The organism is Oerskovia turbata (genome assembly GCF_000718325.1).
Lineage (GTDB): Bacteria > Actinomycetota > Actinomycetes > Actinomycetales > Cellulomonadaceae > Oerskovia > Oerskovia turbata.
Window position 1 is genome coordinate 120,314 of sequence record NZ_JOFV01000011.1, and the last position, 13,758, is coordinate 134,071.

General features: G+C 73.2%; 16 protein-coding genes and 1 pseudogene. All 17 read right to left on the bottom strand.

Annotated features, from left to right (window positions below; all coding sequences use genetic code 11):
* Window positions 1–2: 2 nt before the first annotated feature.
* Window positions 3–308, bottom strand: coding sequence for a flagellar FlbD family protein (locus IE95_RS0113155; RefSeq protein WP_030152079.1), 306 nt, complete (start codon window positions 306–308; stop codon window positions 3–5).
* A 280-nt stretch (window positions 309–588) separates the two neighbouring features.
* A complete protein-coding gene (locus IE95_RS0113160) occupies window positions 589–1,770 on the bottom strand; it encodes a flagellar hook protein FlgE (protein ID WP_030152080.1) in 1,182 nt (393 codons plus the stop codon).
* A gap of 16 nt (window positions 1,771–1,786) precedes the next feature.
* Window positions 1,787–2,305, bottom strand: coding sequence for a flagellar hook assembly protein FlgD (locus IE95_RS0113165; protein WP_084690247.1), 519 nt, complete (start codon window positions 2,303–2,305; stop codon window positions 1,787–1,789).
* 12 nt (window positions 2,306–2,317) lie between these two features.
* On the bottom strand, window positions 2,318–3,835 hold the full coding sequence (locus IE95_RS0113170; protein WP_030152082.1) for a flagellar hook-length control protein FliK: 1,518 nt from the start codon (window positions 3,833–3,835) through the stop codon (window positions 2,318–2,320).
* Window positions 3,832–4,584 (bottom strand): C40 family peptidase, encoded by a 753-nt coding sequence (locus IE95_RS0113175; RefSeq protein ID WP_206053338.1) that lies wholly within the window; start codon window positions 4,582–4,584, stop codon window positions 3,832–3,834. The genes IE95_RS0113170 and IE95_RS0113175 overlap by 4 nt, the downstream gene beginning before the upstream one ends.
* 2 nt (window positions 4,585–4,586) lie before the next feature.
* Entirely contained in the window at window positions 4,587–5,024 is a 438-nt protein-coding gene (locus IE95_RS0113180; RefSeq protein ID WP_051703091.1) for a flagellar FliJ family protein, read from the bottom strand.
* On the bottom strand, window positions 5,024–6,481 hold the full coding sequence (locus tag IE95_RS0113185; protein WP_084690248.1) for a FliI/YscN family ATPase: 1,458 nt from the start codon (window positions 6,479–6,481) through the stop codon (window positions 5,024–5,026). Before IE95_RS0113185 ends, IE95_RS0113180 begins: the two co-directional genes overlap by 1 nt.
* On the bottom strand, window positions 6,478–7,164 hold the full coding sequence (locus IE95_RS0113190; protein WP_164984145.1) for a FliH/SctL family protein: 687 nt from the start codon (window positions 7,162–7,164) through the stop codon (window positions 6,478–6,480). The genes IE95_RS0113185 and IE95_RS0113190 overlap by 4 nt, the downstream gene beginning before the upstream one ends.
* Entirely contained in the window at window positions 7,154–8,311 is a 1,158-nt protein-coding gene (gene fliG / locus IE95_RS0113195; protein WP_338068461.1) for a flagellar motor switch protein FliG, read from the bottom strand. Before fliG ends, IE95_RS0113190 begins: the two co-directional genes overlap by 11 nt.
* The gene (fliF, locus tag IE95_RS0113200; RefSeq protein ID WP_030152088.1) at window positions 8,308–9,930 is read right to left on the bottom strand and encodes a flagellar basal-body MS-ring/collar protein FliF; all 1,623 of its coding nucleotides are present in this window, start codon (window positions 9,928–9,930) and stop codon (window positions 8,308–8,310) included. The genes fliG and fliF overlap by 4 nt, the downstream gene beginning before the upstream one ends.
* Before the next feature lies 1 nt (window position 9,931).
* Complete coding sequence (fliE, locus tag IE95_RS0113205) at window positions 9,932–10,273, bottom strand: flagellar hook-basal body complex protein FliE (protein ID WP_030152089.1); 342 nt, start codon at window positions 10,271–10,273, stop codon at window positions 9,932–9,934.
* 5 nt (window positions 10,274–10,278) lie between these two features.
* On the bottom strand, window positions 10,279–10,671 hold the full coding sequence (locus IE95_RS0113210; RefSeq protein WP_030152090.1) for a flagellar basal body rod protein FlgC: 393 nt from the start codon (window positions 10,669–10,671) through the stop codon (window positions 10,279–10,281).
* A gap of 1 nt (window position 10,672) precedes the next feature.
* Window positions 10,673–11,014, bottom strand: coding sequence for a flagellar basal body rod protein FlgB (gene flgB, locus IE95_RS0113215; protein WP_030152091.1), 342 nt, complete (start codon window positions 11,012–11,014; stop codon window positions 10,673–10,675).
* A gap of 303 nt (window positions 11,015–11,317) precedes the next feature.
* A complete protein-coding gene (locus IE95_RS0113220; protein ID WP_030152092.1) occupies window positions 11,318–11,749 on the bottom strand; it encodes a hypothetical protein in 432 nt (143 codons plus the stop codon).
* Window positions 11,739–12,164: a flagellar export chaperone FliS gene (gene fliS / locus IE95_RS0113225; protein ID WP_036571991.1), complete on the bottom strand. Its 426-nt coding sequence runs from the start codon at window positions 12,162–12,164 to the stop codon at window positions 11,739–11,741. The genes IE95_RS0113220 and fliS overlap by 11 nt, the downstream gene beginning before the upstream one ends.
* 19 nt (window positions 12,165–12,183) lie before the next feature.
* Window positions 12,184–13,554, bottom strand: coding sequence for a flagellar filament capping protein FliD (fliD, locus tag IE95_RS0113230; RefSeq protein WP_030152094.1), 1,371 nt, complete (start codon window positions 13,552–13,554; stop codon window positions 12,184–12,186).
* Window positions 13,555–13,673: 119 nt separating this feature from the next.
* A pseudogene (locus tag IE95_RS20465) lies at window positions 13,674–13,758 on the bottom strand (flagellin FliC); the annotation flags it as partial.

The following is a 13,758-nucleotide window of genomic DNA, read 5'->3' on the forward strand; positions in this document are numbered from 1 at the left end:
GCCTACTTCCTCGGGGCGGGGAGCGGGGTCACGGCGACCGGGGCACGGTCGTCGGCCTCGGGGTCGGACCGGTCGGGCACGATGCCGAGCGGGGTGCGCTCACCGATGCTGGTCATGGACTGCGCGAGCAGCAGGACGCGGGCCTTGTGCTCCTCGACCAGGCGGATCACGTCCTCCATGGACTCGGTGACGATGTATCGAGAACCGTCGATCAGCGTGACCCGGGTGTCGGGGTTGGTCTCGACACGGGCCACGAGGTCCGCGTTGATCGCGATGCGCTCGGAGCTGAAGCGCGTGAGGACGATCACGGTTCCACCTTCGGGTCGGGTCGGTCGGAGGGGGGCGAGGGCGACGAGCCGGGCCTCTCGGGGCGCGGTGCACCGCCGGTCGGCCGTGCCCCGCTGATCCGTACTCTCGGCAGCCCGTGCGTGCTCGTGAACGGGCAGGGGGGCTGAACCCGCCGGGCCGTTCGCGCAGGTCGGGCGGTCCGGGCCTCGCCCCCTGCGCCCCGGCGCACGACGGCGCCCCCGGACCGTGTCGTCCCGGGGGCGCCGTGGTGCCCGCGCGCTGCCCCGCGCGCGGCCGTCGTCACCGCTTGAGGTTGACGAGCTCGGTCAGCACCTCGTCGGAGGTGGTGATGACGCGCGAGTTCGCCTGGAACCCGCGCTGGGACACGATGAGGTTAGTGAACTCCTGCGAGAGGTCCACGTTCGACATCTCGAGCGAGCTGGACGTGATCGATCCCAGGCCCTGGTCGCCCGCGCCGCCGATGAGCAGGTCGCCCGAGTACTGCGTCGCCGCGTACGTGGACCCGCCGGCCTTCTCGAGGCCCCCCATGTTGGTGAAGGACGCGAGGGCGACCTGTCCGAGGACGGCCGTCTTGCCGTTCGAGTAGGTGCCGATGATCGACCCGTTCCCGGAGATGGAGTACGACTTGAGCGAACCCGCCGCCGCACCGTCCTTGGCCGAGACCGCGACGTTCGACAGGCCCGCGTAGGACGTGACGGTGCTCAGGTCGATGTCCACGCCCGCGACCGTGAGCGCGCCACCGGCCGTGAGAGCGCCGTCGGTGAACGTCAGGCCCTGCGGGCCCCCGATGACCGTGCCCGTCGCGGCGTCGAGCGCGCTCACGGACCAGGCCCCGGCCGTCGCGGTGAACTCGAGCGACAGCTTGGTCGACGTGCCGAGCTCGTCGAAGATCTCGATGTCGCGCACGACCTTCGTGCCGTCCTTCGCGTCGGCGGGCAGGTTGCCCCCGAGCGTGACGCTCGTCGTCGCCTCGGGCAGGGAGACCTCGCCCACGGGGATCGTGAGCCGGTCGAGGGGGCCGCTCGTGTTGACGACCCCGTTCACTGCGGTCCACCCGCTCACGAACGCCCCGTTCGCGTTGACGAGCCGTCCCAGGCCGTCGAAGCCGAACGAACCGTCGCGGGTGTACAGCTGCTGACCGCCCTGCTCGACGACGAAGAACCCGTCGCCGTCGATCATGAGGTCGGTCGCGACGCCGGTGCCCTGCCGTGCACCCTGCGTGAACTGGGTCGTGATCGACGCGGTCGTGACGCCGAGGCCGATCTGCGCGGGGTTGGAGCCGCCGACCTGCTGGTCGGGGGCGACGCCCGCGGCGACGAGCTGCGAGAGCGTGTCCTGGAACTGGGTCCGTGACGACTTGAAGCCCGTGGTGTTGACGTTGGCGATGTTGTTGCCCGTCACGTCCAGCATGGTCTGGTGGGCGCGCAGGCCGGAGATTCCGGTGTTGAGAGAACGGAGCACGATGGGTCCTTTCGGGTCAGGCGGCGATGTCGCCCTGGCTGTCGGTGGCGCCGTCCGTGGCGGGTGGGGGTTCGGTGGCATCCGTGCTGACCGTGCCGGTGACGCCCGAGACCTTGTCGAGCGCGATGCTCTCGTCGCCGATCGTCACCGTGGGGACGGCGTCCTTGTAGGACACCGCGGTAGCGATGCCCGTGTGCTCGACGCCGTCCGCGTCGAGGTAGGACACCTCCTTGCCGAGCAGGGTCGCGGCGGCGTCGCGCATCTGCAGCGCGAACGCCTCCTGCTGCTGCAGCGCCGACTCCTCGACGAGGGTGCGCATGGCGCTCAGGGACTCCATCATGGCGAGCGACGTCGTCTGGGCGACGATCTCGCTGGTCTCCATGGAGCTGGACGGGTCCTGGTTGCGGAGCTGGGTCACGAGCAGACCCAGGAACAGCTCGCTGTCGTACTCCTGCTTGGGGGCGCGCACGCCCTGCGTGGGGGGAGGGGTCTCCACGGGGGCGGAGCCCGCCCCGGAGACGGGGGTGACCGGCACGTCGTTCCTCTCTCAGACGAGGACGTCGAGGCGCCGGGCGGCCCCCGGCGTCGTGTCGTCCACTGTCGGCTGGTTGGTCTGGTCGGTGGTCGCCCCGGGGACGCCGGGTCGTGCGCCGGGGCGGGACTGCCACGCGTAGCCCTCGCCCGGGCGGCCGGTCGAGCCGTTGCCGGTGCCCCCGTCCCCCGCGCTGCCGGCCCCGGCCTGGTGACCGTTCCCCTGGGCCGGGGCCTCCTTCGCGTCCGAGACCGACAGCGACGCCGTCGGCGCGATGCCCGCGAGGTCGCGGCGGAGCTCACCTGCGAGCGCGCGCAGTGCCTCACGGCCTGCGTCGTGCGGCGCGAAGAGCTCGATCCGCAGCTCGCCGCCCGCGATGTGCGCCCGGACGGTGACGGGGCCCAGGTTGTCGGGCGTCACCGACAGGGTGAGCACGTGGTCGCCGTCGCCCGCGGCGAGGAGCTGGAACACGGGGCCGGAGACCTGGGCGTGGAGCGTGGGAGGTGCCTGGGGCGTGGCCGGGGCGGGGGCGACCTGCCCGACGGCGGCAGGTACCGGGGTCTGCGCCACCGGCACCGGGACCGGTGCGGGGACGACCTGCCCGGGTGCCGCCGTCGGCTCGGCGGCGGCCTCGGCAGGGGCGGCAGGGGCAGCGGGCCCGGTGCTGGCGGGGACGCGCGCGCCGGGCGTCGCCACGAGCGCCGGGGCGGTCACCACGGGTCCCCCGGCGGGCTGTCGAGAACCGTCGGACGCGCCGCCCGCTCCCCCGCCGGACGCCTGCCCCGCCACGACGGGAGGCACGGCCGTGTCGCCGACCGGCCGGACGGCCGTCGGTGCTTCCTCGCCGGTCGCCGTCGAGGCACCACGTGGCGCGGCGCTCCCCGCGGCGGCCTGCTCGACGGGCACGGCAGGCTCCGCCGCGGTCGACACCGTGCTGCCGGCCGGTGGCACGGGCGCGGTGGCCTGCTCTTCCGGTCCGGCGGAGGACGGCCCGACGGCGCCGGTCGCCGCACCGGGGACGGCGTCGGCACCTGCCGTCCCCGGCAGGTCGACGGGGTCGGGGAGCACGTCCGAGCCCCCCGGCACGGGCGAGGGGTCCACGGGCGGGGCGACGGTCGGTGGCCCCGCGACCGCGCCCTCGGCACCGGTCGCCTCGCCCGGACCGCCTGACCCGTCGGTGCCGTCGGTGCCGTCGGTCTCGCCGGTGTCCCCGCTGCCCAGGACGCCGCCGTCGCCAGCGCCCGTCCCGTCCTCGCCGGGCGAGATCCCTTCGACGAACGATCCGGGTCCCTCCTGGGCGCCCGGGACACCCGGTGCACCGACGAGCCCCGGGTGAGCGGCGCCGTCGGGCAGGGTGCCCACGACGCCGGTCCCCTCGCCCGCCGACGACGTGCCTCCCGACCCGGCGGCCTCGTCCGACGCCGCGGCGAGCGACCTGCCGAACGCGTCCGAGGAGTCGCCCGCGCCACGGCGCGAGCCGGACGGGGCAGCGGGCGCGAGGATGCTCGCGAGCGACGGCGTGACAGCAGTCATGACGGCGCCCCTGCGCCCAGCACGCGGCGGATCGTGGTCACGGAAGCATCCGTGACCGGCGTGATCTCGACCGTCCGGCCGGGCTTGGGTGCGTGGATCATCTGCCCGTCGCCCAGGTAGATGCCGATGTGCTTGCCGCCCCGCTGGACGATGAGGTCACCGGGCTGCGCCTGCGCGAGCGAGGCGACCTCGGTGCCCTGACGCATCTGGTCCTTCGCGACCCGCGGCAGGTCGACGCCGTGCGCGCCGAACACGAGCTGAACGAGGCCCGAGCAGTCCAGACCGCCCTCGGCCAGGCTCTCGCCGCCCCAGACGTAGGGCACGCCCAGGTACTGCTTGGCGGTCTCGAGGACCGCCCCGGCCGTGGCCGCTGCACCCGTCGTGCCCGTCGCGGCCGTGCCTGCGGCGGCACCCGTCGAGGACGCCCCCGCAGCCGACACGAGCGAGGAGAACAGACCCGCGAGATCGGACGCCCCCGCCGCAGCGCCGGAGCCGGTGCCGGAACCCGTGCTGGTGCCGGTCAACGACGACAGCAGGCTGCCGAACAGGTCCGACGCCCCCTGCGCGTCACCAGCACCGACCGCCGCGAGCACCGACGCGAAGTCGGTCGCGCTCGCCGCGCCGGCCCCCGGTGCCGTACCCGACGCACCCGTCGTGCCTGCCGACGACGCGCCGCGCGCCGCCGTCGGGTCCTGGAGGGCCGAGATCTCGGTGCGGATCTCCCCGACACGAGTCAGGGCCTGGGTCATGCTCACGGTCGGGTGGTCCTTCCGGTGGTCGGTCGCCACGTCGACGAGGCGACCTCGTCGAGCGTGGCCTGCTCGGCGCGGCCCTCGGCGCGCGCGACGTCCTGGTCGTGACGGTCCTCGAGCTTCTCGAGACCCAGGCGCGCCGTCCGCGCCCCCTGGAGCCCGCTGAACGCCGCGTCGACCTCGGCCGACTTGCGGCGCGCCTCGGCCTCGAGGGCTGCGAAGAGCGCGCTCGTGGCAGCCCTCGAGGCCGCGATCGCGGCGAGCGAAGCCCCCGTCGTGGCGTGGTCCGGCGAGGACTCGAGGTACGCCGAGAGCCCGCCCGCCTCCTCGACGGTCTGCGCGAGGTCCGCGTGGGCGCTCGCGAGACGCGCCTTGGCCGTGTCCTCCTCGAGCCGCCGCAGCCGCAGCACCCCCGCGAGCCGGAACTTCGTGCTCATCACGCCTCCCCGTCGATCAGTGCCTCGGTCAGTCGCGCGAGGCGCGACCACGTCTCCTCGGCCGGTGTGCCGTCCGTCATGGCTTGCTGGAGAAAGGCGTCGATCGCGCGCTCGTGCGCGAGCGCGGCGTCGACGAGCTCGTCGGTGCCCTTCTTGTAGGCGCCGATGTCGAGGATGTCCTGCGCCTTGCGCCGCGCCGCGAGGACCTTGCGCAGCGTGAGCGCGAGCGACCTCTGCTCGGGGGTCGTCACGCGGGACGCGACGCGTGAGATCGACCCGAGCGCGTCCACCGCCGGGTAGTGACCCGTGACCGCGATGGCCCGGTCGAGCACCACGTGCCCGTCGAGGATCGAGCGCGCCTGGTCGGCGATCGGCTCGTTGTGGTCGTCGCCGTCGACCAGGACCGTGTAGATCCCCGTGACGGAACCGCGCACGCCCGTGCCCGCCCGCTCGAGCAGGTTCGCCATGAGCGAGAAGGTCGACGGCGGGTAGCCGCGCGTGGCCGGAGGCTCGCCGACCGACAGGCCGATCTCCCGCTGCGCCATGGACACACGCGTGAGCGAGTCCATCATGAGCACCACGTGTGCGCCGTCGTCCCGGAACGCCTCCGCGATCCGGGTCGCGGTGAACGCGGCCCGACGGCGCATCATGGCCGGCTCGTCCGACGTCGCGACGACCACGACCGACCGGGCCAGGCCCTCGGGCCCCAGGTCGTCCTCGAGGAACTCGCGGACCTCGCGACCGCGCTCACCGACGAGGGCGATGACGGACACCTCGGCGTCCGTGCCGCGCGCCACCATCGACAGGAGCGACGACTTGCCCACGCCCGAGCCCGCGAACAGGCCGATGCGCTGCCCGCGCCCGAGGGTCACGAGCGAGTCGAGCACCCGCACGCCCGTCTGGAGCGGCGTGTCGATGCGGGCGCGGTCCATGGCCGAGGGAGCCTCGTTGTCGACCGGCACCCGCACGTCGCTGACGATCGGCCCCAGACCGTCGACAGGTCGCCCCAGCGCGTCGATCACGCGGCCGAACAGTCCCCGCCCCGTGGGGACGAGGATGCCCGTGCCGCTCGTGCGCACGGGCGCGCCGGCACCGACGCCCGTGAGCCTGCCGAGCGGCATGCAGCGGGCCAGCCCCTCCGACGTCGCCACGACCTCGGCTGCGACGCCGTGCGGCGCCTCCCCGATGTGCACCAGATCCCCCAGGGCGCACCGCAGCCCCGCGACCTCGACACTCAGGCCGACCGCCGAGGACACGACGCCGACCCGCTCGGGGCGCGCCGCCGCCGCCAGCGCGTCGAGCGCGGCGGGACGCCAAGGAGCCTGCCCGGGGGCGCCGGCAGACGCTGACGGCCCGTCGGTCGTCGACCGCGCGCAGGCCTCGGCCTCTGCCTGCGCTGCCTGTACTGCCTGCGTCCCGAGGTCGGGCGCCCTCTCGGCCACGTCGATCGCGGTCATGCCACCGCCCTCCCGGCACCGGGCTGCGCACCCTGGCGGCGCCCCTCGGCCTCGTCGAGCCGGGGCGCCGCGGGGCGGTCCGCGGCGTCGACGAGGGCCGTGAGCTCGGCCCGGGCACGCTCGACCGCCGTCCCGACGCGGGCGTCGAGGAACCCGTGCTCGAGGTGCGCCACGGCGTCCCCCCGGCGCAGCGTCGCGTCCGGCACGAGCGCCGGCTCCTGGACCCCGGCCTCGGTGAGCAGGCGCACGTCGTCGGGGTGCAGGCGCACCTCGACGACCGCAGCCTCGACGCTCGACGTCACCCGGGCCAGCGCCGCGTGCGCGGCGCGGGACCGGTCGGTCAGCTGGAGGTCGACGATCGCCTCGGCGAGATCCAGCGCACCGCGCAGCGTCGCGGCCTGCGCGGACTCGACGACCGGCACCGTCCGCTCGGTCAGCGCCCGAGCCGCCTCGTGCAGGAGCGAGACCGTGCGCCGGATGCTCTCGACCTGCTCGGCCGCACGGCGAGCATGCTCCTCCTCGAGAGAGGCCCGCAGCCGGTCCACCCCCTCCTGCGCGGCGCGAGCCCCGGCGGCGTACCCCGCCGCGTACCCGCGGGCGGACGCCGCCGCCTCCACCTCCCGGACCCGCGAGCTGTTCAGCACCGGGACCGCGTTCGGGACGAACGCCGACTCAGTAGACAAGCTCGTCCCCGTCCGTGCGATGGATCGTGATCTTCTCGTCGGCCTCCAGGTCCCGGACGATGCGGACGATCTCTGCCCGCGCCTCCTCGACCTGGCTCACGCGCACGCCGCCCAGACCCGCGATCTCCTCGTCGAGGAGCGTGCGGTTGCGCGCCGAGATGTTGGTCGTGACGGCGTCGACGACCCGGGCGCTCGTGCCCTTCATCGCGAGCGCGAGCACGGCCATCTCCACACCCCGCAGGATGATCTGGACGTCGCGCGCCTCGAACGACGCGATGTCCTCGAACGTCAGCATGCGCGAGCGGACCTCGTCGGCAAGGGCCGGGTCGCGCGCCTCGAGCCCCTCGAGGAGGGCCTTCTCGGTCGCGACGTCCGAGCGGTTGATGATGTCGACCAGCGGTTGGACACCGCCGATGATCTCGACCGGCTGGCGGGGGGCGATGCTCGCCCCCATGCGGGCACGGAACTGCTCCGAGACGAGCTTGACCGCCTCCGGGGACGCCGTGCCCATCGTGGCCAGCGCCTGCGCCACGTCGGTGCGGTACTCGTCGGCCAGGTTGGCCAGGACCGACGACGCGACGGTCGCGCTCAGGTGCGCGAGCACGAGAGCCACCGTCTGCGGGTGCTCGCCGTCGAGCAGCGAGATGATCTGCCCCGGCTCGGTCCCGTCCAGGTACTCGAAGGCCTTGCCCTGCATGCTCGCCACGAGACGCTCGACGACGTCGGCGGCCTTGTCGGCCCCCAACGAGGCCTCGAGCAGCCCCACCGCGAGATCCTTGCCCCCTCGCGGACGGGGACTGCCGGACAGGGCCATGTCGTAGAACTCGTCGAGTGCGGCGACCGCGAGGTCGGGGTCGACGACCTGCGTCCGCATGATCTCCGCCGCGACCTCACCCGTCTCCTCCTCGGAGAACAGCGACATGACCGTGGCGGCCCGGTCCTGGCTCATCTGCATGAGCACGAGCGCGACCTTCTGGACACCGGACATGCCGGCGATCCGCCGCATCGTCTCGACCGGGAGCCGCGACTCCCCGGAGTCCGGCGCGTCGACCGTGATCGTCTGCGTCGCGCTCGCCCCAGGCTCGGCGGAGGACCCCGCCGGTGCGTCCTGCACGCCGGTGCTCGGCGCGTTCGTCGTGACCGTCATCGCCGCACCGCCCGGTCCTCCGCCAGGAGCACACGCAGGTACTCGGCCGTCTTGTCCGGGTCGGCCCCGGCGAGCGCGTCCACCTCTGCCCGACGCTGGTCCAGGCTCGAGAAGCGGGGCGTCGGCGGCTGGATCTCGGGGCGCGTGGGCACCGGCTCCAGCAGCCCGTCACCGTCGTCCCGACCGTGCAGGGGACCGAACTCGTCGAGACCGTCGCCCACAGGACGCAGCTCGAGGTCCGCGATGTCGACCGCCTCCCGGCGCTCACGCCGGCGACGGGCCCGCGACCAGGCCACCAGACCCAGCACGAGGAGCAGCAGGATGCCGGCGACGACCGCTCCGGTCCGCAGCATCTGGCCCTGCTTCTCGGCGGCAGCCGCTGCCTCCGCCGCGGCGAGGGCGGCCGCAGCCGCGTCCGCCGCGCCCGTGTCGAACGCGAGCCGCTCGACCTCGACCACGTCCCCACGCTCCGGGTCGATGCCGGCCGCAGCCGCCACGAGGGTCGTGATGGCCGCCGTGTTGCCCGCACCCGCCGCGTCGGCGTTGAGCGCGACCGACACCGTCTGACGGGTCAGCGCGCCCGCGGGCCGCGTCGTCGTCTCCGTGGTCTTGTCGACCGCGTTGTTGCGCGTCGCGTCCTGCGACGTGTAGGTGCTGTCACCGGTCCCGCCGTTCGGGACCGCGATGTTGTCCGGCCCCAGCACGCCGGCCCCGCCCCCACCCGTGCCGGAGTACTCCTCGGTCGTGGTCGACTCGTTGAGCGCCGGCGCGTTCTCGGGAGCGGTGAACGTCTCCTCGAGACGCTCCGAGCTCGAGACGTCCATCTCTGCCGTCACCGCGACGGTCGAGTTGCCCACGCCGACGACGCGGTCGAGCATGGCCTGCACCGCCCGGGCCGTACGCTCCTCGTACTCCGCGCTCTGCTTGCCCGACGACCGGGTACCGACGCCGACCTCCGAGAGGACGGCGCCGCTCTGGTCGACGACCGCCACGTCCGTGGGCGACATGCCGTCGATCGAGGCCGACACCAGGTGCACCATGGCCTCGACCTGTTCGGGAGCCAGCGACTTGCCGCGTGCCGGGGCCACGAAGACCGACGCCGTCGGTGTGCCCTTCTCCGCGGCGAAGACCGTGTCCTCCGGGATGGCGAGCTGGACGGTCGCGGTCGAGACGTTCTCCATGGCCCCGATCGTGCGTGCCAGCTCTCCCTCGAGCGCACGCTTGTACGTCACGTCCTGCTGGAACTCGCTCGACGTCACACCCATCTCGTCGAGCAGCGAGTACCCGCCGGTCGACTCGTCCGCCGGCAGGCCCGCGGCAGCGGCCGTGAGCCGCTGCTCGTAGACCTGCGCCTCGGGGACGAGCACCGTCGCTCCGCCGTCGGACAGCTGGTACGGGACCCCCTGCGACCTGAGCTGGTCCACGATCGCCGAGGCGTCCGCGCTCGACATGCCCGAGTACAGGGGCGCGAAGCTCGGACGCGACACCCAGGACACGAGACCGACCACGGCGACGACGAGGATCGCGAGGGCGAGGACCGCGAGCGTGCGCTGCGCGATCGTGAAGTCGCGGGCGGCGCCGAACGCGCGCCCGAACGACGACTTGATCTTCTCCGGCATGTCAGGCCTGCATCCTCATGATCTCGTTGAACGCGTCGACCGCCTTGTTGCGCACGGTGGCGACGAGCTCGAGGGTCGTGGCGGCACGCGTCGAGGCGATCGTCGCCTGGTGGATGTCGGCCAGGTCGCCCGACACCGCGGCGATCGCCAGCTCGTTGGACGTGGCCTGCAGCTGCTGTGTGCTGTCGACCGCGCCGCCGAGGACCTCGGCGAACGCACTCGCGCCCACCCGTCCGGTGGACGCGGTGGCGGTGGAGGGAGACAGACCCGACAGGGCCGACGCCGCCTCGGCACCCGACAGGTAGCCGGTCGCGGTCGTGGGCTCGATGGGAGAGACAGGCATGGGGTTCACTTCCCGATCTGGAGTGCTGCTTCGTAGGCCGTCTTGGCGCGGTCGACGACCGCCGCGTTCGCCTGGTACCCGCGCTGGGCCAGGATGAGGTGTCCCATCTGCTCGGACATGTCGATGTCCGGGTAGCGCACGTACCCGTCCTCGTCGGCGAGGGGATGGTCGGGCTCGTACGTGACACGCCCTTCCTCGCTGCCCCAGGCCGCACCCGCGACGAACGCGCCGGGGGTGTCGTTGCCACCCTCCTGCACGGTCACGTAGCGGGCACGGAACGCGGCGTCGTCGGTCGACGTCACGGTGTTCACGTTGGAGAGGTTGTCGGCGACCGCGTCGAGCCACTTGCGGTGCACGGTCAGGCCGGTGCCGGCGATGCCGATCGCGTCGAAGGTCATCTCAGCTCGTCCTCATCGCCGCGCGCAACGAGCTCGCCTCGCCCCCGACAGCCTGCGTCGCGAACTGGTAGCGCAGCACGGTGTCGATGTTGGAGAGCGTCTCGGTGTCGAGATTGACGTTCGAGCCGTTGAGCTGGGTCGGCTCGAGCGAGCGCGACACGCTGAACGCCACACGCCCCTCGCCCGAGGCGACCGAGGAGGCCAGCGCCTGCTCGAACTGCACCCGCTTCGCGGTGTACCCGGGGGTGTTGATGTTGGCGATGTTCTCCGCGATCACACGCTGACGGGCGGAGAGCCCGTCGAGCGCGCTCTGGAGCGCCAAGGAGGTCACGGAGTCGAACACGTTCGCGGTATCCCCACGTCGAAGGTGCGTCGGCCGTCCCATGGCCTGCGGGGTGAGCGGTCCGTGCTCACCGTGAGCTCTCGGCCGCTCCGCGGCCGTCGCGCGTCGCACGCACCTGTCCCGGGTCGCGGGCGAGGTGATGCGTCGTCGTGTCACTTCGAGCCCTATGCAGGGCCGTCGGGAGTCAGTCGTCGTCGGCCGCGCCGGGCGTGCGCGGCGCCGTCGGGCCGGCGTCCGGCGCTGCGGCGCCGTCAGGCCGACGTCCGGCGCCGTGGCGCCGTCGGGCCCGCGGAGCGGAGCGGGTCAGGCCTCGACGTCGAGGTAGGCGGCGGCAGGTGCGTCGTGCACGGTGGGCACGGATGACAGCGCCCGTGCGTGCCGGCGGTTCTCCGCGACCGCCTCGTGCAGGTGGTCGACGATGTGCGCATGGCCCGCCAGGACCTCGAGCGCGCGGTCCACCAGGCTCGCCGGCAGACGCCCCAGGTCGGTCGGCGGGGTCCAGGTGACGAGCCTGTCCATCACCTCGGCGCCGGCCGCGGGACCGGCGCCCGCCGACATCGCGGCGAGGTCGTCCAGGACGCCGGACCAGGCGGCGTGCAGGTCCGCGGCTGCGTCGGTGGCTGCGTCGGTGGCACCGTGCGGGTCGACGGTTCCGTGAAGGTCGAGGGCCGGGTCGTCGGCGGGCTCGACCGACGTCCCGGGCCCGGCTGTCGCGAGCTGCGCGTCAGGCGACACCGGACACACCGCCCGTGCGGACGGACGACGTGCTGTCGTGCCCCGCGGGGAGCACATCGGCGGCCTGACGCCACGTCTCCTGCAGCGGCAGGACGAGCTCGAGCACCTCGTGCGTGCGCGCGATGTCCCGGTGGACGTTCGCCGCGACGAGGGCCTCGTGCACGTAGACGTAGACCGCGAGCAGGTCCTCGCCGCCCTCCCAGACAGAGGTGTCGAGCGAGCCCATGAGCTCGGCGACGATCGCCTGAGCGTGCAGGAGCTGCTCGGAGGCCGCGGTCCAGCGCTCCTCGCCCTGAGCGACCTCGGCCCGGCGCAGGTCGAGCACGAGCCGGTCGTAGAGCATGGTCAGCAGGCGCGCCGGCGACGCGGTGAGGATGGCGTCGCGCCCGTAGGCGCTCTGGGCGAGGTTGGTCACGGGGTCTTCCTTCGCGGGGTCAGCTCTTGGACGGGTTCAGGGCGTTGAGCTGGCCGGTGAGCCACTGCTGCTGGGCGTCGAGCTTCGCGAGCTGCACCTCCATCGAGGTGAACTGCGCGCTGAGCCGGTTGTAGCGCTGCTCGAGCCGGGTGTCCCACCGGACGATCTGCTCGTCCATCCGCTTCGCGTTGGTCTCGCGGTTCTGGATCGAGGTGGTCAGCTGGCCGTCGTACTTGTCCGACAGCGACTCCGCGGCCTCCTGGACGCGGGCCGCGACCTTGTTGAACGTGGCCGTGACCTTGTTAGGGTCCGCCGCCAACGCTGCGTCGAGCTTCTCGGCGTTGAACACGACCTCGCCGGTGCGCGTGATCTCGATGCCGATCGAGGACAGCGACTCTCCGTCGATCGGGTAGGACGCGGCGTCGATCAGCATCTGGCGCGCGTTGCGCACGACGGACTCGCCGGCCAGCGCCGCGCCCGACGTCGATCCGTCGGCCGCGATCGTGACCTTGGTCAGCGCAGCCATGCGGGACAGGATCGACTGGACCGAGTCGACGAAGCCCTTGACCGTGGCGGTCCGCGCCTCGGTGTCCTCGTTGACCGTGATGGTCACCGGGTTGGTGGAGGCCTTGGCGACCGTGACGTCCACGCCCGGGAGCAGGTCGGTGAAGACCGCCGTGGACGACGTCACGGTCTGCTCGGCGGGCGTCCCTGCCCACAGGCGCACCGACGAGTCGGCGGCGGCGGTCACGGTCGCGGCCCCGGGGGCCGTGAGGAGGTTGGTCGCCGTGCCGCCGTCGACCTCGGCCGCGGTGCCGGCGTGGAACGAGAACGCGTTCTCGGCACCGGTCTCGGTCGACGTGAGCTGGAGGCGGTAGAGCTTCTCGCCCGTGCCGGGGTCGGTGCCGGCGGACACCTTGACGGCACGCACTCCTGTGTCCGACCCGTTGAGGGCCGCGACGACGTCGTCGAGCGAGGAGGAGGCCGCCGTGACCTCGGTGTGCGCGCCCTTGGCGTCGGTGATCGTGAACTTCGTGCCGGGGGCCGTGCTCATGGCCCCGGTCACGGACTTCTGGCCCGCGGCGACTGAGTCGACGACGAGGTCGATCGTGCCCGCGCCGGCCGCCGGCTTCGCCGTCACCGCGACGGCGTCCGACGAGCTCGTCGCCTTGAACTGCGCGAGGGCGTTGGGGGACGTGAGGTCCTTGGCGGACTTCGCGAGCGCGGCGATGCGCGTGTTGAGGTCCTGGAGCGCGGTGATCTCGGTGCGCTGGAACTTGACCTTGGCCTGGAGGTTGAGCTGGGGGATCGACTCGACCTTCATGAGGTCGGCCACCAGTGCCTTGACGTCGAGACCGCTCGACGTCAGGCCGGAGAGAGTGATACCCACGGGAAATGCCTCCAGGACGTTGGGTCGGCTGGGTCAGCCAGGATCAGATCGGTGAGGGAAGAGCACCCGGCGGGCGGCGACCTGTGCGGACGCCGCCGCCCGCCGGGTGGCTGTCAGTCTCAGCCGAGGAGCTGGAGCACTCCGGCGTTGGACTGGTTGGCCTGCGCGAGCATCGCGGTCCCGGCCTGGGACAGGATGTTGGTG